Source organism: Acinetobacter sp. C26M (assembly GCF_023702675.1).
GTDB lineage: Bacteria > Pseudomonadota > Gammaproteobacteria > Pseudomonadales > Moraxellaceae > Acinetobacter.
The window spans coordinates 3,912,743-3,933,697 of sequence record NZ_CP098478.1 but is presented as its reverse complement, the minus strand read 5'-3'; the positions used below and the strand labels follow the sequence as shown (position 1 = coordinate 3,933,697).

The following is a 20,955-nucleotide window of genomic DNA, read 5'->3' as shown; positions in this document are numbered from 1 at the left end:
GTGCATCCCCTATATATCCATTTTTTAAATTCAAAAATAAAAAACCGTCACCCCTCATCTTTCAAAGGGGCCGCCATTCTAACCAAGTTATCCACATCTGTCAGGACAATTTATGGGACTTTTGCTGAAAAAGACAGCATCCGTTTATAAATTTAAATTCAAAACTGCATGTGCATAACTTTTTGCACAAACTGTGGATAGTTTTAAGATCAAAGTTATCCACAAACTATAAAATTGATAAAAACATGCTTATCCACAACATAACATCATGTTTATTCATAAAAAAACATCACTTTCCACAGAATTAATCCACCCTAATAAGAATAAATTTAAATTTTAAAATTTGAATTTACTTATAGGGTTTACTTAAATTGTGGATAACTGAGCATATCGAAATTTAAATTCAAAATCCAAGAATTAAATTTAAATCAGAAGTTGAATTGTTGATAAGCTTGTTTGTAAGCTGTGAATATAGACGAATACTGATATTATTTAAATAGATAGCTTGTGTATATTTTTTGTTTTCAATAAAAGCCTATAACGGTGAGCAGCTTTATTGCTTCAAAACAGAACAAACAAAATGTAAAGTTTTTGATTTTTCATTGACAGCGTAAACATTGCGCAATAAAATCGCGGACCTTTATAGAAAGATCATTTTGGAGTTTCGAAATGAAACGTACTTTCCAACCATCTGAATTAAAGCGTAAACGCGTTCATGGTTTCCGCGCTCGTATGGCTACTAAAGCAGGTCGTCAAGTTTTAGCTCGTCGTCGTGCAAAAGGTCGTCATAGCTTAACTGTTTAATACTGTTAAGCTGACCAGACTTGGGTGATGACACTTTACAGTTTCGGCACTGAATCTCGTATTCGTTGTGCCGCTGATTATAAAAGTGTATTTGATGGTGCGCTTTTTAAAGTGCATCAGCCCCATTTCCTTTTTTTAGCAAAATTAACCGAACAGCCGAAAAGCCGTTTGGGTATTGTCGTTGCTAAAAAAAAGGTGCGTCGTGCACATGAACGAAATCGAATAAAACGTCTTGCTCGGGAGAGCTTTCGTTTACATCAAGCGCAATTTAATGCTGATATCGATATTGTGGTGATGCCTAAAGTAGGTATAGAAGCAATCGCAAATCAAGAATTACATCAACAATTAGATTTTGCTTGGCAAAAATTACAACGCTTAGCAAAGAAGCATTCCAAAGTCGTTGTGACATCCCTCCAAAATTAGAGATCTCCAATGGTACGTTTACTGCATTGGTTGATAAGATGTTACCAAATCGCAATTAGTCCATTATTGGGTCCTCGTTGTCGCTATATTCCCACTTGTTCGCAATATGCAATCGAAGCGTTGCAGACACATGGCGCGGTCAAAGGTGTATGGCTATCGACTAAGCGAATTTGCCGTTGTCATCCTTGGGGTGGATCAGGCTATGATCCTGTGCCTCGTAAAGCACTTCGTTTTATTTCGTTTCATCAAATAGATTCTCAAATGCATCACGTTGCTGTACCCTTTCGTGATCGTTTATTCAAGCAAAATCTCTCTAACCATTTGGGATTATAGATATGCAACAATGGGCCAGATTTGCAATTCTTGGAGCCATGTTTGTTACCGCATATTTGCTTATTTTGGCTTGGCAAAAAGATTATGGTCATGCTGCACCAGCACCGCAACAACAAGCGGCTGCTGTGACTGCACATGAAGTATCTGCAGATTTGCCAAATGCTCAAAATGCAACAGCGGCTTCAGACGTGCCACAAGCAAATGTGACTGCATCACAAGCCACAGAACATAATACATCTGTGAGTCAGCAACTGATTTCAGTACAAACTGATCTTTATCATCTTTGGATCAATCCAAAAGGTGGTGATATCGTCCGTATTGAATTGTTAAGCCATGATGAAAGCAAAGACAGTGATAAACCGTTTGTCATGCTGGAAAGTGATGCGAAACGTACCTACGTCGCTCAATCTGGTTTAATTGGTTTAAATGGACCGGATAGCAGCCGTGGCGGTCGTCCAATGTATGATGTTGAAAAAACAGCATATACCTTGGCAGATGCGAAAAGCGTTGCGTCGAAAGATGGTAAAACACAGCAAGTGTTGACTGTGCCGTTGGTATTTAAAACACCTGAAGGTGTGGAAGTGATCAAATCGTTCACCTTCACGCAAGGCGATTATCCAATTACCGTTAAACACCAAGTCGTTAACCGTAGTCAGCAAAACTGGCAAGGTCAAATGTTTGGTCAGTTAAAGCGTGATAATTCGGATGACCCAGGCAAGTCTTCTCAAGGTATTTTCACCTTGGGAACCTATCTTGGTGGTGCTTGGGGTACACCAGAAGCACATTATAACAAGTTGAAGTTCGCCAATTTTAATGATGAAAAATTAAATGTTGAAGCCAAAGGCGGCTGGGTTGCCATGGTTCAGCATTATTTTGTGAGCGCATGGATTCCTGGGAACTTAAAACTCACTCAGGCCGATGGTCAGCCATATAATGCAAAATTAGAGTCACGTCAGTCTACGGACGGCATGAACATCATGGGCTTCACCTCTCCAGTGATCAATGTACCTGCAGGTACGTCAATGGAAGTGGATGCTAAACTGTATTCAGGTCCAAAAATCCAATCTGAACTCAAAGACTTAGCTGCTGGTTTAAACCAAACTGTGGATTATGGTTGGTTATGGCCAATTGCTAAATTATTGTTCTTGGGCTTGCAATTTTTCCATAACATTATCGGTAACTGGGGCTGGTCAATTATCTTATTGACGATCTTAGTGAAGTTGATTTTATGGCCACTTTCTTCAAAAAGTTATCGTTCGATGGCGAAAATGCGTGTGATTGCACCAGAAATGCAACGCATGAAAGAAGAATTTGGCGAAGACCGCATGCGTTTCTCTCAAGAAATGATGGCACTTTATAAGCGTGAACAAGTTAACCCATTGTCTGGTTGCTTGCCATTGCTATTACAAATGCCAATTTTCTTAGCGTTGTACTGGGTATTGATGGAATCTGTTGAACTCCGTCACGCACCATGGTTAGGCTGGATTCAAGACTTATCCGCGATGGATCCATGGTTCATCCTGCCGTTGATCATGGGTGTGACTATGTTTGTTCAGCAAATGTTGAACCCACAACCGACAGATCCAATGCAGGCAAAAGTATTCCGTATCATGCCAATCATGTTTACGGTATTCATGTTGTTCTTCCCAGCAGGCTTAGTACTTTACTGGATCGTCAACAACAGTATTACCATTTTGCAACAATGGTTTATTAACAAAGGTGTCGAAAAAGACCGTCTCAACAAGGTTGAGCCGAGCGCTTAAGTTCGAACTTTTACTGAATAAATCCGCTTAAGATGGTAATCTTAGGCGGATTTTTCTTTGGCTGTATTTAGGGTTCTCAATTCCATAACCCGCTCGTTTTAGGTGAATTTAACATGCAACATCAAACCACTATTGCTGCGATTGCTACCCCATTAGGTCGTGGTGGTGTGGGGGTGATTCGACTCTCTGGACCGAAAGCCTATGCAATAGCGGAGCAACTGACCCAGAAAAAACTTCCTGCTGCACGCATGGCTGGTTTTCGTCAGTTTTGTGATGCTGATGGCTGTGTGATGGATGAAGGCATTGTATTATGTTTTCCAAATCCTCACTCGTTTACTGGTGAAGATGTGGTGGAATTACAGGGACATGGTGGTCCAGTCATTCAAAATGCTTTGCTGGCACGCTTACTTGATTTAGGCGCTACTGCTGCAAAAGCGGGTGAATTTTCCATGCGTGCTTTTGAAAATGGCAAAATGGATCTGGTTCAGGCCGAAGCGATTGCTGATTTGATTGATGCGACATCACAAGCTGCTGCTCGTTCGGCAGTTCGTTCTTTACAAGGTGCTTTTTCCACCAAGATTAATACCGTTTTAGAAAAGTTGATTCACTTACGTCTGCATGTTGAAGCCGCGATTGATTTCCCAGAAGAAGAAATTGATTTTCTTGCCGATGGTAAGATTTTAGCCTTATTGGATGATGTACAAGACTCCGTTCAAGCTGTACAGCAATCTGCACGTCAGGGGCAGTTGTTACGTGAAGGTTTGCAGGTGGTGATTGCTGGTAAACCGAATGCGGGTAAATCCAGTTTGTTAAATGCATTGGCGGGGCATGAGCGTGCCATTGTGACCGATATTGCCGGTACTACTCGTGATGTGTTGCATGAAAAGATCAGCCTCAATGGCTTGCCGATCACCTTAACTGATACCGCTGGTTTGCGTGAAACTGGGGATATCGTGGAGCAAGAAGGGATTCGTCGTGCGATCAAGGAAATTGAACAGGCAGATTTATTGCTGTTGGTCTATGACTTAAATCAAGGTGATGAACCTTTGCAATTGGCACATGAATATTTTGCAGAGCATCTTGAGCCAAAACGTTTGTTATTGATTGGCAATAAATGCGATTTAACGGGTCAAGATGCTACGTTAAGCTATTATCAGGGCTTCCGTCATATCAGTGTTTCTGCAAAACAGGATATGGGGGTTCAAGCGCTCATAGAGGCGATTACAGCGCATGCTGGCTTCCAGCCTGAAGAAGATACCTTTATTGCCCGAACGCGTCATTTAGACGCAATGAAGCGCACTCAGCGCTATCTAGCAGAAGCACGTGAGCAACTCGTTGTGTTTAATGCAGGTGAACTGGTGGCCGAGTCATTGCGCTTGGCGCAGAATGCATTGGGTGAAATCACGGGGGATTTTAGTGCTGATGATCTTCTAGGTAAAATTTTTGGTTCGTTCTGTATTGGCAAGTAATTTAGTATTTAAGCCATTTTAATAGTTATAAAATAAAAGCATTAATTTATAATAAATTAGTGCTTTTATTTTTTCTCATTTATTTTATTACGATCTTTTAATTTTTTGTTAAAATATTAGGATTTGAAAATTTATTATTAAATAATCTATGTCATATATATTAAATAGCCTTGTTTGTATTGTTGTTTTTCTAGGAGTATCAACTTCCTCTTATGCAGTAACAGAAGTCTACAAGTGTGAAGAAAAAGGCTCAATTATATTTCAATCAAGGCCCTGTAAGGGGACAGGCCAAACAGTAGCAGGTAAACTGCAAGATGAACGAGAGGCAAAAGAGAAAAGACTTACTGAACTTCGCGCAAAAGAAGATAGATCACAGGAAAAGTTAAAGCAGCAACCGAATAAAGAAATGACATTTACAAAAGCGGTTAAAAAAATTAAAAATAAAATTTTCCGTTCTTGGGATGATTTTAAGGATAGATTTACAATTGATTCTTAATATTAAGTTTATATAATTGGGCTTAGACGAGTTATCTTTGTTTAAGCCCCAATATATTAAGTTTCTTGCTCTTCCTCTGCTTTTTGTTCTTGTACCACATTTAATGAAGTCATCATTACAACGGGTGCACCTTCTTGACGGGTACTTTTTAGCTTGATCTGTAAACGTAATTCATTCACAGAATCGGCATTGCGTAGTGCTTCATCATAGCTAATCGCACCTTCGTTATAGAGCTCAAATAAAGCTTGGTCGAAGGTTTGCATGCCCAGTTCACGCGATTTGCTCATAAGCTCTTTCAGTGCATGGAACTGGCCTTTGAGAATATTGTCTGCAATTAATGGGGTATTTAGCAAAATTTCAATTGCGGCACGACGTCCTTTACCATCTTGGGTGCGTACCAAACGCTGCGAAATAATCCCTTTCATATTGGATGAAAGATCCATCAGTAACTGATTGCGACGCTCTTCTGGGAAAAAGTTAATAATTCGATCCAAGGCTTGGTTGGCATTGTTGGCGTGTAATGTGCCTAAACATAAATGCCCTGTTTCCGCAAAGGCAATCGCGTGTTCCATGGTTTCAGTATCACGGATTTCACCAATCAGAATCACATCAGGCGCCTGACGTAGCGTGTTTTTCAAGGCATGTTGCCATGAATGGCAATCAACCCCCACTTCACGATGGGTAATCATCGATTTTTTATGTTTATGCACATATTCCACTGGATCTTCAACGGTAATGATATGCCCTGCTGAGTTTTCATTACGATGGTCAATCATGGCAGCTAATGAGGTCGATTTACCTGAACCCGTTCCTCCAACAACCAAAACCAAGCCACGCTTTTCCATAATCACATTTTTTAATGATTCTGGTAGTTTTAATTTTTGAAAGGTTGGAATTTCGGAGGTAATGGTCCGAATAACCATGCCAATTTGCAGCTGTTGTTTAAATACATTGACCCGAAAACGGGAAACATTGGGCACATTAATCGCAAAATTGCATTCCCATTCTGTTTCAAATTCTTGGCGTTGTTTTTCATTCATTAAACTATAGGCAAATAGCTTAGTTTTGTCTGCGGTTAAGGTTTGTTGCCCTAAAGGTCGCATTAGGCCTTGTAGCTTAATGCTTGGTGGGAAATCTGCTGTGATAAATAAATCTGATCCCTCATATTCCACTACTTTGCTGAGCATATGGAACATAAAGGTTTTAGCTTCTTCTAATAATTCCGCATTATACATTGATTTACCTAACCTTTTAAAATGAAACGGTGTTCAGTACTGACTCAGATAATCCAATAAGATAAACATAGACCTATTGCTTTAAAATGAAAACAGCAATGGACCATCTGCTATGCAATCAAGTCTAATGATCACGACTTAGTCAGTGGGCTGAATTATTCCAAAAAGCCATGTATTGATCTATATACTTGTTAAAATTATTAAATAATTATCAATATGATGTGTGAAAATTGTCTTGTTTTTACGCAATAGATCATCGGCTCAGTGATTTTTAACGTAATTTGACAGCATTAATCGATGTTCCACGTGAAACATCGCTAGTGTTGGTTGGGTTTTGGTTGTTGCTGAGTAAGCTAAGCTGTTCGTAATGATCCGACTGATTACAATAGCCGCTGATTTTAAAGTTGAGTGTTTGTCATGTTAAAAAAAATTGGGATGTTCTCATTACTCAGTTGCATTTCTGCAATGAGTTTTGCCAACGTAGAAAGCTTAAAAAGCAATTTAAATAAGCAATATCCCAATATTCAAGTGACCAATATCCAAGCCACAGAGATGGCTGGTCTGTACAGCGCTAGTTTAGATAATCAGATTATTTACTTGGATGAAAACGCGCAATACATGTTTGTGGGTTCAATGGTCCGTCTAAAAGATCAAAAGAATCTCACCAAGGACTTAGTCCTAAAGCAAAACTCAATTGAATGGAAACAGCTACCTTTTAAAGATGCGATTAAAACCGTCAAAGGCACTGGAAAGCGTGAACTAGCAGTATTTTCAGACCCCAATTGTCCATACTGTAAAAAACTAGAAGCGGAACTGGATAAGCTGAATGATGTCACGATTTATACCTTTATGTATCCTTTAAAAGCACAATCGATCGCGGTTTCAAAGTCCGTTTGGTGTGATACCAACCAAGCTTATGCCTGGAAAAATTTGTTGCAGAAAAATGTGCGGCCTAAAGAAAAAAGCTGTGCCAATCCAATTGAACGTAACCTTGAGTTAGGACGTAAACTTGGGGTTGACGGGACACCTACTTTGATCTTTGGAAATGGTTTAAAAATGGTGGGTGGACGTAGTGCTGAAGAAATTCAAATGATTTGGAAAGAATTAGGCCTATAGATTTATGAAGAACAACTCCCAATTCATTGCTAAAAATGAATTGGGAGCCTTGAACGGTTTAGCTTTTTTTAGTGACCAATTTATAAATAAATAAAATAATCACAGCACCAAGTACGGACGCAATAAAGCCTGCTGCCGAATTCTCAGCATATAAGCCCAGTAAACGACCGCCATAAGTAGCGAGTAATGAACCTGCAATACCTAATAAAGTCGTTACAATAAAGCCCGCTTTGTCATCGCCTGGGTGTAATGCCCGTGCAATTAAACCAGCAAAAAAACCAACAACAATCGCTACAATTAGAGACCACATTATCTTTTCTCCTTGTTTTATCAGCAGTATTTCTTATTATCCTGCTTGATTTAGGCTTACTTTGTCTGTAGTCGATTGCCTAGTTATGTCGTATTTTTGTGCATTCTTTAGCAGGGTTTGTTTAATATTAGCCCATAAAAAAGGTGCCCGAAAGCACCTAAAGTAAGAGCGATATTCAGCCCATTACATACGTTATAAGCAGCGAAGAAATATCAACGATGTTGTTTATAAATTAAAGACCAATCTCACCGATAAAAGGCAGATGGCGATACTTTTGATCAAAATCTAAACCATAACCTACAATAAAGCGATCTTCGACTTCAAAACCTAAAAATTTTACTTCTAAAGGAATTTCACGGCGTGATGGTTTGCTTACTAATGTACAGAGTTCAATTGAGTTTGGATTACGGGTTTTAAGCATCTCTACCACTTTGCTTAAAGTGTTACCTGAGTCGATAATATCTTCAACCACAAGTACATCTTTACCGTGAATTTCACCATCAAGATCTTTGAGGATTTTGACGTCACGTGATGAAATAGTCGTGCCATTGACGTAACTAGAAACAGTCATAAAATCGAGTTCGTGTGGCTTTTCAATTGCACGGCATAAGTCTGCCATAAAAATAACTGACCCACGCAATAAGCCAATCAATACCAGTTCTTTATCACTTTGAGCATAGTGTGCATTGATTTTTTCGCCAAGTTCTTTCACTTTAGCTTGAATCTCTTCACTTGAAATCATAATGCGCATTGCAATGGTCATCGGTAGATTCCTAACACTTTAAAAATTGGAAAAATAAAAAAGGTGTTGACCTGCAACACCTCGAAAACTTGAGCTAATGTGGGAATTTTAAAACAAAATCACATTTCATGCACCTTTTGATGATGAAGAATATGTATCATTTTGAGATAAGCGACTGTCACGTTTTAACAGAACAGCGCAACCGATGGCCAATATGATCCACCCAAGTCTTTGTTTGTTTAAAGGTTTAGCTTTGGCTATAGGCTTTTTGTCCATAAATATAAGTTGCCTCAATATTTCGATCATCACCCATAGTGAATAAGGCGAATAAGCTGTCATCAATCGACTTTGAGCGTGACTGACGTAGTTGCTGCAATGCTGTAGCTTTCAGATTCAATACGACAAAATCAGCTTCTTTACCGACGTTGAAGTTACCGAGTTTATCATCGAGATCCAAGGCTTTTGCTCCACCCAATGTCGCATGGTAAAGCGATTCAAAAGCAGAGAGCTTATCACCTTGTAACTGTTGTACTTTGTAGGCTTCATTGACGGTTTGTAACAGGCTAAACGAGGTCCCTGCCCCAACATCTGTGCCCAAGCCGACTTTAACTTGCTGTTCCCAAGTTTTGTTCAATGGAAATAAACCACTGCCCAAGAATAAGTTAGAGGTTGGACAGAAAGCAATCGCAGAGTCTGTGTCATGCATACATTTCCATTCAGCATCTTCCAAATGCACACAGTGTGCGAACACCGAGCGTTGGCCAGTTAAACCATAATGATGATAAACATCTAAATAACCCTTTTGCTCAGGGAATAAGTCTTTAGCCCACGCAATTTCATCTTTGTTTTCGCTTAAATGGGTATGTACATACACATCTGGGAATTGTGCTTTGAGCTGTCCTGCTTTTTCGAGTTGTTCAGGTGTAGATGTCGGAGCAAAACGTGGCGTAATCGCATATAACGCACGACCTTGACCATGCCATTTCTCAATCAGTGCCTTAGAGTCATCATAAGCGCTCTCTGCGGTATCACACAGTGCTTCTGGAGCATGACGATCCATCATCACTTTACCTGCAATTAAGCGCATCTGGTGCTGTTCTGCAGCTTCAAATAGGGCATCAACAGACTCTGGATGCACGGTGCAAAATACCAGTGCCGTGGTGGTCCCATTTTTCAGTAGTTCATTGACAAAAAACTTGGCAATTTCTTGCGCGTAAGCTTTGTCTTTGAATTGGATTTCAGTTGGGAAGGTATAGGTATTTAACCAGCTGAGCAATTGTTCGCCGTAGGCACCCACCATCTCGGTTTGTGGAAAGTGAATATGCGTATCGATCATTCCTGGAATGATCAATTGCTCTGGATAATGCTGAATTTCAACGTTTGTAGGCAGATAGGCTTGAGCATCGTTCCAAGTGCCAAACCAGCGAATTTTACCTTGTTCAGTGATGAGCACACCATCTTCGATATAGCGAACTTGGTCGGCAATTTCTGCAGCCTGAGAAACGGTTTTTTGAATATCTAAGAAGCGACCACGAATCACCGTGATTGGAGTAGCCAAAGTCATAACAACCTACAATTTTACTTTTTTCGATTGATTGTACCCGATTTTGCCGAACTTACTGGATTATTCGCCTAATTAAAGCCATTAAAGCGTGTATAAATGTGAGTAAAAGATTGAATCAATTCACTTTACTTTTGAGTGGAAATGAGTAAATTGTCAGCAATAATGATACTTCTTGAGAAAAATACACATGTATTATTGGAATACCAAAGCTTTGGCACATGAGTTGGCTGAAGATACTTTAAGTAAACAACATTATAAGAATTATTATCTTGCGGCGGCATTGGTGGTCAGTGTGGTGTACTACTACGGTATGTATTCGCCTTATTATGATGTCCGTGTGATTGGTGTTGAAGCTGCTTTAACCCTTGTGATTATGGTTCTTGGGATCCAACGTACGTATCAGGCCAATGGTGGTGATCAAGGTATTCATTTCTTGAATCGGATTACAGCATTATCCTTTCCGATTTTAATGCAGACGACGGTGGCGGGCATTGTATTTGGTGTTGTGCTGTTGGCGATTTATCAATATTTTGCTTTAGCACAGACTGCATTTGAGATGTGGTATGAGTGGTGTGTTTCGGCTTTTACGATTTTTCTGCAAATCTTATTTTTTACTCGCTTGGCTGCGTATATGAAACGTGTGGCAGCACATACGATTTAAGTTATAGGTCAATATTTAAACCAGCATTTGATGCTATCAATAACATTGAAACTACATCAGATATTCGTTGCAGACTGCTGTTAAGAGATCAATATGTCCAAGGTTCAACTCGCACTCAAGCATGGATTTAACGTTTTTCACAATACTGCTGTTTTACTGGAAGAAATGAAACAGCAATTTGCAACTGCATGGATCTTATTTGAATATACCGATGCTGAAGGCAAGCTAAGGCAAAGCTTCGCGCTGATAGAGTGTATTGTGGATGACATCAATGCCGCTAAAAATGAGACTTTTCTGAGCTATCATTCCAAAGATGTTTTATCAGAAGAACTTGTGGCTTTTGATGAGGATGAGCATCAAATTCTCTGTTATAAAATTCTTGCAAAAGAACAGTTTGATGTTGATGAACTAGCATTTTTCCAATGGGAAAATGATGTACAGCTTGATGGTAAGCTCTTGTATTTTTATCTTCCCAAAGAAAATTCTACTGATAAAAAGGGCCGTGTTTTTTTAGGTTGGGCTGATTTTGAACATCGTCCAGCTCATTTAGAGGTATATACCAGTTACTGTACTCAACTGGTTGATATAAATGAATATCAAGGAGATATATATTGGGGGGATGTTCCTTTTTTGGACGTTTAATTGGAGCGACAAATTTCTAAGGATTTACATTTTAGTAAATCCTTGTGAAAAAAGAATCAAGATTTCTGTTTACCTAGCATATTGTACATCGCTGCTCCCCAAGCCAAGCCTAGTAGGATGCTGATGACAAGCAAAGCTGTGATAGAACCGAAAGGAACCGTATTATTTCTAATATGTACTTGTAAGAAATAATAAAGAAAAGCAAAAGAAGGCCCAAAGCCTAAACCACCTTTCAGTAGTATCCATTTATATTTTTCGTTCACCTGATGACTCAACTGTAATAATCTAAGTTACTGTGAAATAAATATTTTATTCCACAAAATAATGTGCGGCAAAATGGGCATCATTACCAATGATGTCATAGCAGTCTTCTCGAATTGACATCCCCGCACATTGGTGTCCAACCATCCATAAGCCTAGCGTCGGTAATTGACCCGAAAATGATGGTGTATCTACCCATTTTTGCACCACATAGCCGTATTTATCATAGTCTTCAAAATAAAAGCTTCCCGAAGCAGCACCTTGATCTTGGCCATCTTGCAACACCCGAATATTTGCCCCTTCCCTTGCCAAAATTGGCTTTTTCACCCATTTACCAGACAAGGTTTGCTGTGGGTCAAACTGGTGTGTCTCGACCAATAACGGATGATTTGGATAGCGTTTCCAGAGCTCAACTAAAATCGCTTTATTGGAGAGCAACATTTTCCAGCAGGGTTCAATCCATTGTGTTTGAGGGTTGAGGTATTGGGAGAAAGATTCTTCCCAAATCCATTCCCATGGATAAAGCTTAAATAGGTTGTGAATAGGATGGTTGTTTAAATCAACAAAACCTTGCCCATTCCATCCAATATTCTCCATTGAAAGTTCAGAGACCTGTAAATGGGCTTGAAAGGCAGTATCCATTAAATATTCTAGATTGCCCCAATCCTCACGGCCTGCTTCCTGACATGCAGCAAAATGGACGTGGCTGCCACGTGGCAGAATGGTTTTCCAACGTTTGATCAGGTCTTCATGGATACTATTAAACTGATCTCGATTGGGAATACCTGAAACTTGTTCGATCCAAAGCCATTGCGCTACAGAGGCTTCGAGTAAACCCGTTGGGGTATCGGCATTGTATTCCAGCATTTTGATATTGCGACCATCATAAGCGAAGTCAAAACGTCCATAGAGCATGGGTGCATTTTGCTGCCATGATTGTTCAATATGTGCGATTGCTGCATGCGGAATCTGAAAATAATCGGGATAATTACCGCGCTGAATCAGATCGCCTACAATCGATAAGCACATTTGATGTAATTCATTAGCAGCATCTTCAAGCTGTTCAATTTGCTTTAAGCTAAATTCATAAGCAATGCCTTCAGACCAATAGATCGAACCATCGAGCGAAGGTAAATTAAAATAATCAAAGCCAATATTTTGGTGTTCAATCTGCCAGTCTGTGCGTGGAGTCAGTATTTTTCTTTTCATCTTGTATATCAGTTTTTGGAGTTAACCACCAAAGGAAAAGCCACCGCGACCAAAGCCGCCACGAATTGGAGAAGAAGCTGAAGAACTTTTGGCTGTGGTAGAAATGGAAGGTTGTCCTACGCTGAGATTGGTACGTGGGCGTAAGTTATTGCCACGGAAAGAAACTTCGCGGTTATTTTGATAGTATTGTGGTCCTAGATAGCGACCTGAACCAAAGCCACCATAATAACGAACACCAGCACTTGAACCTCCACTCCCTGAGCTATTTTCTTCCTCGCAGGTTTCGGTATTCCAGTCTGTAGCGCAGTCGTATTGGTTGTTATAAACATCTTGTACCAATGGTCCATCATTATGGCTACATGCTGTTAATAATAATGGTACGACGACTAGGTTAATTTTTTTAGAACGCATGAGACCCCACTCATTTTAATGGACATGTTCGATAGCAATGTGCGAACAGCCCTTGTCTTATTATGTTTCTGATTAGGAAAGCCGACATATCATATTGATCTACGGTTTCAAAGTACAGAGTACTCAGGCATGATTATGTGTGGATTCAATAAATATATGCAGCTGATCGAAGCATGAAAAATACACATGAGTATTATCAATCGATCCTTTTCGAGTTGATTACTCACACCTCTGTACTGTTTACAATATTGCAGACATTATCTCATTCACATCCGCAAGCCTATTTAAGCGCGGGTGTGCTTCGAAATATGGTGTGGACCTATTATTTACATGGTCAATCTTTTGAACTGAACAATAGCGATATTGATGTGATTTACCATCATGCATTGGAAATAAATCACAACAGACAAAGCACATTACAGCAAGAATTAGCAAGGCTTTTTCCTGAACAACAATGGGATGTGGTCAATCAAGCTTTGGTACACACATGGTATTGCAAAGAAAATGGTGAAAGGATTCAGCCTTTAGCATCGATTGAACACGCCTTATTGCTATGGCCCGATACAGCAACAGCTATTGCGGTACGCTTAAATGTATCAGGAGAGCTGGAATTGATTGCACCGTTTGGTTTGCAGGATTTATTTGAATTAAAACTGCGTTGGAATCCAGCACTGGTGAGTTATGCGACTTTTAAAGATCGTGTTGCGGCTAAACAATGGTTACAGCAATGGCCAAAATTGCAATTGGTTGATCCTCCCATCAAGCCCAAAATCTGAACCGGTCTGCATAAAAAAGGGTCTTCAATTGAAGACCCTTTTTTATATTAAGTTGCTTATTGAACTTGATTTTTATTATGACGTAAAGATAGATAAGCGGTGATGCTTAATACCAATACGATAAAGCCTAATGAGATCCAGATTGGCATATGGAATACATCGAGCAATAACATTTTCGCACCGATGAACAATAAGATAATGCCTAAGCCATATGGTAAGTAATGCATTTTACTTGCAGCACCTGCCAACAAGAAGAACATTGCACGTAAGCCTAAAATTGCCATTAAGTTTGCGGTTAAGACAATGAACGGGTCACTGGTGACAGCGAAAATCGCAGGAATAGAATCCACCGCGAAAATAACATCAGATGCTTCAACCAATATCAAGACTAAGAATAATGGCGTTGCCCACAACACGCCGTTCTGACGAACGAAGAAGTTATTACCATGTAGTTGTGGTGTGATACGCATGTGTTTGCGTAACCATTTCAACAGCTTGATATCTTCGATATTGGTGTCTTCTTCATCTTGTCCTTTCAGGAACTTAAAGCCCGTGTAGACCAAGAACGCACCGAAGATATACAGCACCCAAGAGAACTCTTGTACGAACCAAGCACCAATAAAGATAAAGATGGTTCTTAGGATGATCGCGCCCAATACACCATAAAGCAGGATTTTACGTTGAAATGCAGGTGGAATCGCAAACGCTGCGAAAATCATCAGCCAGACAAAGACGTTATCAATTGCCAGCGATTTTTCCAGTAGATAACCTGCAAAGTATTCCATGGTTTTTTGGTTTGCAATGGTTGCTCCTACGGTTTGTTGTAGGTAGAACCATAAGCCACCACCAAAGATCGTTGCGACTGTCACCCATGCAATGCTCCAGTAAGCTGCTTGTCGAATAGGAACATCTTGGTCTTGTTTTTGTTTAAAGCCTAAAAAGTCGATCAGCAGCATGACTGTGACAAGGCCGAAGAACACGACATATAGCCATAAATTACCGATAGTTTCCATCACAACTCCCTATCTGGCAAATGGACATAAAAAAACCTTGACCAGTTGCCAGATGAATTAATACACCTGTTTCAACATGATCAAGGTCTTGCCTACATCACGATTGATCGTGATGCTCAGAGTCCGACTTTTTGCAAAGTGTAATGACGAAACTCTGACACCTAAGCTGTTTGTGACTTAGGTTTGGAGGAGGCTACTCCCCTTGTCAAATTCTGTATGGATAATGCTATCCAAAGATGAGCATAGAATTACATAAATAATCGATTTAAGCAAATTTTCAATGCATAAATTTTAAGCATTTTTATGATCGAGGTGATAGGTAAATTCATGAAGATCGATTAAGTTAACCTTTAAGGTATTATTCCGAGAATAAGAGATGAGTGCTGAAAAAAATCAAAATAAAACACGAAAATTATTTGCTCCCCGTGATCCTGAAGAAGCTCATCGTGCAGCTACACCTTTAGAACTGTTATTTGACCTGATTTTTGTAGTGGCAATTGCAACCGCAGGACAGCAACTTCATCACGCAATCATTGAAGGTCATTTATGGCACGCTATGCCGACCTATTTTATGGTGTTTTTTGCCTTGTGGTGGGCGTGGATGAATTTCACATGGTTTGCTTCAGCCTATGACAATGATGACACACTGTATCGCTGTTTGACCTTTGCGCAAATTGTTGGATCATTGGTGATGGCGGCAGGTATCCCCGCGGTTTTCCAAGAACATAATTTCGATGTGATTATCATTGGTTATGTGATTATGCGTTTGGCTTTAGTGACACAATGGATACGTGTCGCAAAACATGATCCCGTACGAAAGGTGACAGCGTATCGATATGCAATCGGGATTGTCATGGTGCAGCTGGGATGGTTGATTGGAAATTTCAGCGCCATTCATATGACCCCTTTGCTGTTCCTCATTTTAGTTGTTGCTGAGTTAGTAGTGCCCCTGTATGCCGAAAAACATGCAGTAACGCCTTGGCATCCACATCATATTGTTGAGCGTTATGCATTACTCACCATCATCGTATTGGGCGAATCCATCATTGGCAGTTTTGCGGCAACGCAGGAAGCTTTTTCCAATCATGACGTGAATTTTAAGGAAATCTTTTTAGTCATTGGTGGTCTTTTGATGATGTTTGCAATGTGGTGGGTCTACTTTGACCGCAGCCATCATCACCATCAACGTCGTGGGGTGCAGCCTTTTTTATGGGGCTATGGTCATTTTTTTATCTTTATTAGTATTGCGATATTAGGCGCAGCTTTAGCCGCCGCTGTCGATGTTTCAACCCAACATGCCCATATTTCCAGTCAAATGATGGGATGGTTGATTGCTGCCTGTTTGGTGATTTATAGTACCTATATTTGGTTGTTTTATGAGGCATTTTATTTATCAGGATGGCGACGTTGGCTTTATCCAGTCACAGTTCTGATCCTCTTCTTGATTCCATTGTTGTTTGCCGATATTGGTTATATCGTTTTTGCGATGGCAGTGATTTATATCCTGCGTCTTCTCATTTCAAAAATATATTTGATGAAATGGAGTGATGAGCAGATGGCATCCAGTAAATAATCAAAGCACGGGATTGCGAGAACAAGCGAGAAACAAGATAAACTCGCTTGTTTTAAGCAAAAATCTTTAGAATTTCAGCACGTAAAAATTGATGGCGAGGATTGTGTTTGACGTGTTCATGCCAATACATGCCCATATTGATTTTTGGTAATTCGATGGGCAATGCGTGAATATTCAGATTTTCAGCATAGTGTAGGTGTTTGAGGATACTTTGCGGAATGGTCAATATCGCATTTGGATATTGAGCCAAAACTTGTAATGCAGTTGAATAATGCTGGCAACGTAGGAAAATTTGTCGAGACAGTTGTTGTCGATTGAGATAAATATCTTCTAATAATAGGCCTGTACGCCGTGATGACACCCCAATATGGGGTGATGATAAATACAGAGATAAATCCATGTCTTGTTGTTGGGTACAGACCACAAAATGGTCTTCAATCAGATTTTCAAACTGTAAATGATCTTGATGTGGTTGTACCAGATCAATCACAAAATCAATTTGCTGCGCAGAGAGATCTGCCAGCATATTTTTACGATCCAATTTAGAACTCAAAAACTGGATATTTAGGTTCAGCTGGGCAAAATGATTGACCAATTCAGGAAAAATAATCGGCTCAATTTCATCGTGAATAGCAATTTTCAGATTTTGCAGCATATTCGGAACAAAATCGTGCTGAGGGACTGCAATTCGCTGAATCGTTAGTAATGCAGTTTGAATCGGCTGATAAATCTGTTCAGCATAAGGTGTGGGTAACATCTTTTGTCCGCTGCGGACAAATAGCTCATCGCCTAATTGAGTTCTTAAGCGCTGTAAGGCATGGCTGACAGCAGACTGGCTGATACAGAGTAATTGAGCTGCTTTTGAAATACTGTTTTGCTCAAAAATAGCAATAAAAAGCGGATACAGATTAATATCAATGCGATGGAAATTACCCACTTCGAGTGGATTGGTATTATGAATCTGATTCATAGTTTTGAATAAAATAAAATCATTTCATTCATAATAAATTTTCACTTATGGTGATGTAAAGCTGCGAATCAATATTCGCCATATTTTACATTGAGGGAACTGATGATGTTTGCATTATCTGAGCGCGCACAGGATTTTATTACACGAACAAAAGCCTTTATCCAACAAGAAATTGAACCGATTGAAAAAGCATTTTGGGATGAAGTGCATCATCTCAATGTTGATGGTGACTGGACCAAATGGCAATGGCCTGAACAATTACAACAATTGAAAGATAAGGCAAAAGCGGCTGGCTTATGGAACATGTTCTTGCCTGATGCTGAGCTTGGTGCAGGTTTATCGGTTCAGGAATATGCACATATTGCCGAACTCACCGGACGTAGCTTACTTGCGCCAACCGTATTTAATTGTAATGCACCAGATAGCGGCAATATGGAAGTATTGTGGCGCTATGGCAGTGAGGCGCAAAAACAGCAGTGGCTACAGCCCCTACTCGCTGGTGAAATCCGTTCAGTATTCTGTATGACTGAACCTGCAGTGGCGTCCAGTGATGCCACCAATATGCAAGCCACTGCCGTGATTGAGGGTGATGAGATCGTCTTGAATGGCCGTAAATGGTGGTCATCAGGCTTAGGTGATCCGAATGCCAAAGTGATTATTTTCATGGCCTATACCCCTGATCCTAACAAAGACCGTCATCATCAACATTCAATGGTACTGGTGCCGATTGAAACGCAAGGTTTGACGATAGAAAGAATGTTGCCTGTGTTTGGCGATTACGATGCACCGCATGGGCATGGACAGGTCAGTTTTGACAATGTACGTGTCCCAGTCAGCAATTTTATTGGTGGTGCTGGACAGGGTTTTGAAATTGCTCAAGGTCGTTTAGGACCTGGGCGTATTCATCATTGCATGCGTTGTATCGGTGCTGCTGAAAAAGCCTTGGAGCTGATGATTGATCGTGGCATGTCACGCAAAGCTTTTGGTAAAGAAATTCTTAAATTGGGCGGTAATTTAGAACGTGTGGCTGATGCACGTGTGCAGATCGATCAAGCTCGCTTATTAACGCTATATGCCGCTTATAAGATGGATACCTTAGGCAATATGGCTGCACTCACAGAGATTTCTGCAATTAAAGTGGTTGCACCGACGGTATTACAAAACGTGGTGGATATGGCGATTCAGATTCATGGTGGTGAAGGTGTTTCACGGGATACGCCACTGACTGCATTTTTCAATCAAGCGCGTAGTTTACGTTTGGCCGATGGACCAGATGAGGTTCACAAAGGCATGATTGCCAAATTAGAACTGAAAAAACGTGGCTATGGTCGTTAATAAGGATAAAAGCAAATGGCAGTAATTGATATTGGTGGTCAGGTTCGTCACGGTGAAGAACTGGATATTGCAGCGGTTGAAACTTGGTTAAAAAAACAAGGTGTGGATCTGCAAGGACAGGCACAAGTGACCCAATATTCAGGGGGGGCATCGAATTGGACCTATCGTTTGCAGTATGAAAATACAGACCTTATCTTGCGTCGTCCACCCAAAGGTACCAAAGCCAAATCAGCGCATGATATGGCGCGTGAATACAATGTGCAGAAGCATCTTGCACCGTTCTACCCGGTCCTGCCTGAAATGATTGCGCTGTGTCAGGACGAGAGTGTAATTGGTTGTGATTTCTATGTGATGAAGCGGATCGAAGGGATTATTCCGCGTGCCAATTTACCCAAAGAATTACAACTGGATGAGCAGCAAGTACAGCAACTGTGTCTAAATGTTTTGGATAAATTGATAGAACTACATCAGGTGCCTTATCAAGGTACAGCACTGGAAAAGTTGGGCAAAGGCGACGGCTACTGCCGCCGTCAGGTTGAGGGCTGGGATGCGCGCTACACTAAAGCACTGACGCCAAATGTGCCTGATTTTGCTTTTGTGCGTGAATGGTTGCTGCAACATATCCCTGCCGATGCTAAAACTTGCGTGATTCATAATGACTGGCGTTTTGATAATGTCATTTTAGATCCACAACAACCGACTAAAGTGATTGGGGTGCTGGATTGGGAAATGGCAACACTGGGTGATCCATTGATGGATTTGGGCAGTGCACTCGCCTACTGGATACAAGAGGATGATGATGCTTTGATGAAATCCAGCCGTCGTCAACCGACCAATTTAAAAGGTATGCTGACACGGCAACAAGTAGTGGATTATTATCTGGAAAAAACAGGTCTAAAGCCTGACAACTGGGCATTTTATGAAGTATTTGGTTTGTTCCGCTTAGCGGTGATTGCGCAACAGATCTATTATCGTTATTACCATCAACAAACCGATAATCCAGCCTTTAAAGATTTTTGGATCATGATTCATGCCTTACATATTCGGGCTTTAAAACTGATTGCACAAAACAATCCACAAGCACGACAATTGATTGCTGAATATGGGGCAAAACTACAGGATATTTTAAAACGATGACCACAATTTATTTGGTACGGCATGGGCAAGCCTCATTTGGTGCTGCAAGTTATGATCAGCTTTCAGCCAAAGGTGAACAGCAGGCACAGGCCGTCGGTGATTTTTTTAAAAAAACCCTGAAGCAAGTGCCACTGATTGTGGCGGGTTCTATGCAGCGTCATCAGCAAACGGCACAACTGGCCTTAGCCCAAAGTTTTCAGGATGCATCGATTCAAACAGAGTCAGCATGGAATGAGTTTGATCATCAACAGGTGTTTGCTCAATACGAACCACGCTTTAATCAACCTGAACTATTGAAGCAGGATGCTGAATTGATGGCTAATCCACGTGCTTATCTCGCCAAAATCTTTGATGGCGCGATTGATCGCTGGATTGGAGAGCAATATGACCATGAATATCATGAGACCTGGTTGGGCTTTCAATCGCGTGTAGAAAGTGCTTTGCACGGTTTATGTCAGCACATTGATGCCACACAACCACGTCAGGCGGTAGTATTTAGTTCAGGTGGAGTCATCTCGGTGGCGGTCGGTCAGGTTTTGGGACTGAATGCCAAACAGATTTTTGCACTGAATTGGTCGATTGCCAATGCCAGTATTACCACGTTGCGTTGGACGGATGGCCGTTTGCAACTACTCAGTTTCAATGAGCATCATTATTTAAAAGCGCGTGATGCTGAACTTTTAACATGGATTTAAAAAATTATAGGTGGCAG

23 protein-coding genes are annotated in these 20,955 nt (G+C 40.5%); 14 read left to right on the top strand and 9 right to left on the bottom strand.

From position 1 onward, the window contains the following. The first annotated feature begins 669 nt into the window (after window positions 1–669). From rpmH to NDN11_RS18150, 6 genes are all read left to right on the top strand, one after another. Window positions 670–804, top strand: a complete 135-nt coding sequence (rpmH, locus tag NDN11_RS18175) for a 50S ribosomal protein L34 (RefSeq protein WP_000831329.1) — start codon at window positions 670–672, stop codon at window positions 802–804. Window positions 805–831: 27 nt separating this feature from the next. Continuing rightward, window positions 832–1,227 (top strand): ribonuclease P protein component, encoded by a 396-nt coding sequence (gene rnpA / locus NDN11_RS18170; RefSeq protein WP_004656857.1) that lies wholly within the window; start codon window positions 832–834, stop codon window positions 1,225–1,227. A 9-nt stretch (window positions 1,228–1,236) separates the two neighbouring features. Then, window positions 1,237–1,560, top strand: a complete 324-nt coding sequence (gene yidD / locus NDN11_RS18165; protein WP_004803336.1) for a membrane protein insertion efficiency factor YidD — start codon at window positions 1,237–1,239, stop codon at window positions 1,558–1,560. 2 nt (window positions 1,561–1,562) lie between these two features. Continuing rightward, window positions 1,563–3,323, top strand: a complete 1,761-nt coding sequence (gene yidC, locus NDN11_RS18160) for a membrane protein insertase YidC (protein ID WP_167251581.1) — start codon at window positions 1,563–1,565, stop codon at window positions 3,321–3,323. Between the two features lie 113 nt (window positions 3,324–3,436). Then, entirely contained in the window at window positions 3,437–4,792 is a 1,356-nt protein-coding gene (gene mnmE / locus NDN11_RS18155; protein WP_251110413.1) for a tRNA uridine-5-carboxymethylaminomethyl(34) synthesis GTPase MnmE, read from the top strand. Between the two features lie 148 nt (window positions 4,793–4,940). After that, on the top strand, window positions 4,941–5,288 hold the full coding sequence (locus NDN11_RS18150; RefSeq protein WP_251110412.1) for a hypothetical protein: 348 nt from the start codon (window positions 4,941–4,943) through the stop codon (window positions 5,286–5,288). A 56-nt stretch (window positions 5,289–5,344) separates the two neighbouring features. Here the strand turns inward: NDN11_RS18150 and NDN11_RS18145 are convergent, their stop codons facing one another. Beyond that, on the bottom strand, window positions 5,345–6,523 hold the full coding sequence (locus NDN11_RS18145; protein ID WP_251110411.1) for a PilT/PilU family type 4a pilus ATPase: 1,179 nt from the start codon (window positions 6,521–6,523) through the stop codon (window positions 5,345–5,347). A gap of 417 nt (window positions 6,524–6,940) precedes the next feature. On the opposite strand from NDN11_RS18145, the gene NDN11_RS18140 reads away from it, so the two are divergent. Next, the gene (locus NDN11_RS18140; RefSeq protein ID WP_251110410.1) at window positions 6,941–7,639 is read left to right on the top strand and encodes a DsbC family protein; all 699 of its coding nucleotides are present in this window, start codon (window positions 6,941–6,943) and stop codon (window positions 7,637–7,639) included. 58 nt (window positions 7,640–7,697) lie between these two features. On the opposite strand, the gene NDN11_RS18135 is transcribed toward NDN11_RS18140, so the two are convergent. The 3 genes from NDN11_RS18135 to guaD form a co-directional block, all read right to left on the bottom strand. Further along, window positions 7,698–7,949 (bottom strand): GlsB/YeaQ/YmgE family stress response membrane protein, encoded by a 252-nt coding sequence (locus NDN11_RS18135; protein WP_167251573.1) that lies wholly within the window; start codon window positions 7,947–7,949, stop codon window positions 7,698–7,700. 232 nt (window positions 7,950–8,181) lie between these two features. Continuing rightward, window positions 8,182–8,712, bottom strand: coding sequence for a hypoxanthine phosphoribosyltransferase (hpt, locus tag NDN11_RS18130; RefSeq protein ID WP_005146279.1), 531 nt, complete (start codon window positions 8,710–8,712; stop codon window positions 8,182–8,184). Between the two features lie 226 nt (window positions 8,713–8,938). Further along, on the bottom strand, window positions 8,939–10,255 hold the full coding sequence (gene guaD, locus NDN11_RS18125; RefSeq protein ID WP_251110409.1) for a guanine deaminase: 1,317 nt from the start codon (window positions 10,253–10,255) through the stop codon (window positions 8,939–8,941). Window positions 10,256–10,442: 187 nt separating this feature from the next. Between guaD and NDN11_RS18120 the strand changes: the two genes are divergently transcribed. Both NDN11_RS18120 and NDN11_RS18115 read left to right on the top strand, forming a co-directional pair. Further along, window positions 10,443–10,916 (top strand): hypothetical protein, encoded by a 474-nt coding sequence (locus NDN11_RS18120; protein WP_251110408.1) that lies wholly within the window; start codon window positions 10,443–10,445, stop codon window positions 10,914–10,916. A gap of 165 nt (window positions 10,917–11,081) precedes the next feature. Next, on the top strand, window positions 11,082–11,558 hold the full coding sequence (locus tag NDN11_RS18115; RefSeq protein ID WP_251110407.1) for a hypothetical protein: 477 nt from the start codon (window positions 11,082–11,084) through the stop codon (window positions 11,556–11,558). 56 nt (window positions 11,559–11,614) lie between these two features. Here NDN11_RS18115 and NDN11_RS18110 read toward each other — a convergent pair whose 3' ends face one another. Genes NDN11_RS18110 through NDN11_RS18100 form a run of 3 tightly spaced genes read right to left on the bottom strand, consistent with a single transcriptional unit; the run spans window position 11,615 to window position 13,439 of the window. Beyond that, window positions 11,615–11,821, bottom strand: coding sequence for a hypothetical protein (locus tag NDN11_RS18110; protein ID WP_167251565.1), 207 nt, complete (start codon window positions 11,819–11,821; stop codon window positions 11,615–11,617). Window positions 11,822–11,867: 46 nt separating this feature from the next. Then, window positions 11,868–13,028 (bottom strand): glutathionylspermidine synthase family protein, encoded by a 1,161-nt coding sequence (locus NDN11_RS18105; RefSeq protein ID WP_251110406.1) that lies wholly within the window; start codon window positions 13,026–13,028, stop codon window positions 11,868–11,870. A gap of 21 nt (window positions 13,029–13,049) precedes the next feature. Continuing rightward, window positions 13,050–13,439, bottom strand: coding sequence for a hypothetical protein (locus tag NDN11_RS18100; protein ID WP_167251561.1), 390 nt, complete (start codon window positions 13,437–13,439; stop codon window positions 13,050–13,052). Window positions 13,440–13,612: 173 nt separating this feature from the next. Between NDN11_RS18100 and NDN11_RS18095 the strand changes: the two genes are divergently transcribed. Continuing rightward, entirely contained in the window at window positions 13,613–14,215 is a 603-nt protein-coding gene (locus tag NDN11_RS18095) for a nucleotidyltransferase family protein (RefSeq protein WP_251110405.1), read from the top strand. 56 nt (window positions 14,216–14,271) lie between these two features. Here the strand turns inward: NDN11_RS18095 and NDN11_RS18090 are convergent, their stop codons facing one another. Beyond that, complete coding sequence (locus NDN11_RS18090) at window positions 14,272–15,228, bottom strand: TerC family protein (protein ID WP_167251557.1); 957 nt, start codon at window positions 15,226–15,228, stop codon at window positions 14,272–14,274. Window positions 15,229–15,604: 376 nt separating this feature from the next. Between NDN11_RS18090 and NDN11_RS18085 the strand changes: the two genes are divergently transcribed. Beyond that, complete coding sequence (locus NDN11_RS18085) at window positions 15,605–16,801, top strand: low temperature requirement protein A (RefSeq protein ID WP_251110404.1); 1,197 nt, start codon at window positions 15,605–15,607, stop codon at window positions 16,799–16,801. A gap of 52 nt (window positions 16,802–16,853) precedes the next feature. Here the strand turns inward: NDN11_RS18085 and NDN11_RS18080 are convergent, their stop codons facing one another. Next, window positions 16,854–17,771 carry a LysR family transcriptional regulator gene (locus tag NDN11_RS18080; RefSeq protein ID WP_167251553.1) on the bottom strand — a complete coding sequence of 306 codons (918 nt, stop codon included), beginning with the start codon at window positions 17,769–17,771 and terminating at the stop codon, window positions 16,854–16,856. Window positions 17,772–17,876: 105 nt separating this feature from the next. Here NDN11_RS18080 and NDN11_RS18075 point away from each other — a divergent pair, with 105 nt between their 5' ends. The 3 genes from NDN11_RS18075 to NDN11_RS18065 are packed head-to-tail and all read left to right on the top strand — an operon-like array spanning window position 17,877 to window position 20,938. Beyond that, the gene (locus NDN11_RS18075) at window positions 17,877–19,106 is read left to right on the top strand and encodes an acyl-CoA dehydrogenase family protein (RefSeq protein ID WP_167251551.1); all 1,230 of its coding nucleotides are present in this window, start codon (window positions 17,877–17,879) and stop codon (window positions 19,104–19,106) included. A gap of 15 nt (window positions 19,107–19,121) precedes the next feature. Further along, the gene (locus tag NDN11_RS18070; RefSeq protein ID WP_251110403.1) at window positions 19,122–20,243 is read left to right on the top strand and encodes a phosphotransferase family protein; all 1,122 of its coding nucleotides are present in this window, start codon (window positions 19,122–19,124) and stop codon (window positions 20,241–20,243) included. Next, window positions 20,240–20,938, top strand: coding sequence for a histidine phosphatase family protein (locus NDN11_RS18065; protein WP_251110402.1), 699 nt, complete (start codon window positions 20,240–20,242; stop codon window positions 20,936–20,938). The genes NDN11_RS18070 and NDN11_RS18065 overlap by 4 nt, the downstream gene beginning before the upstream one ends. Window positions 20,939–20,955 lie beyond the last annotated feature (17 nt).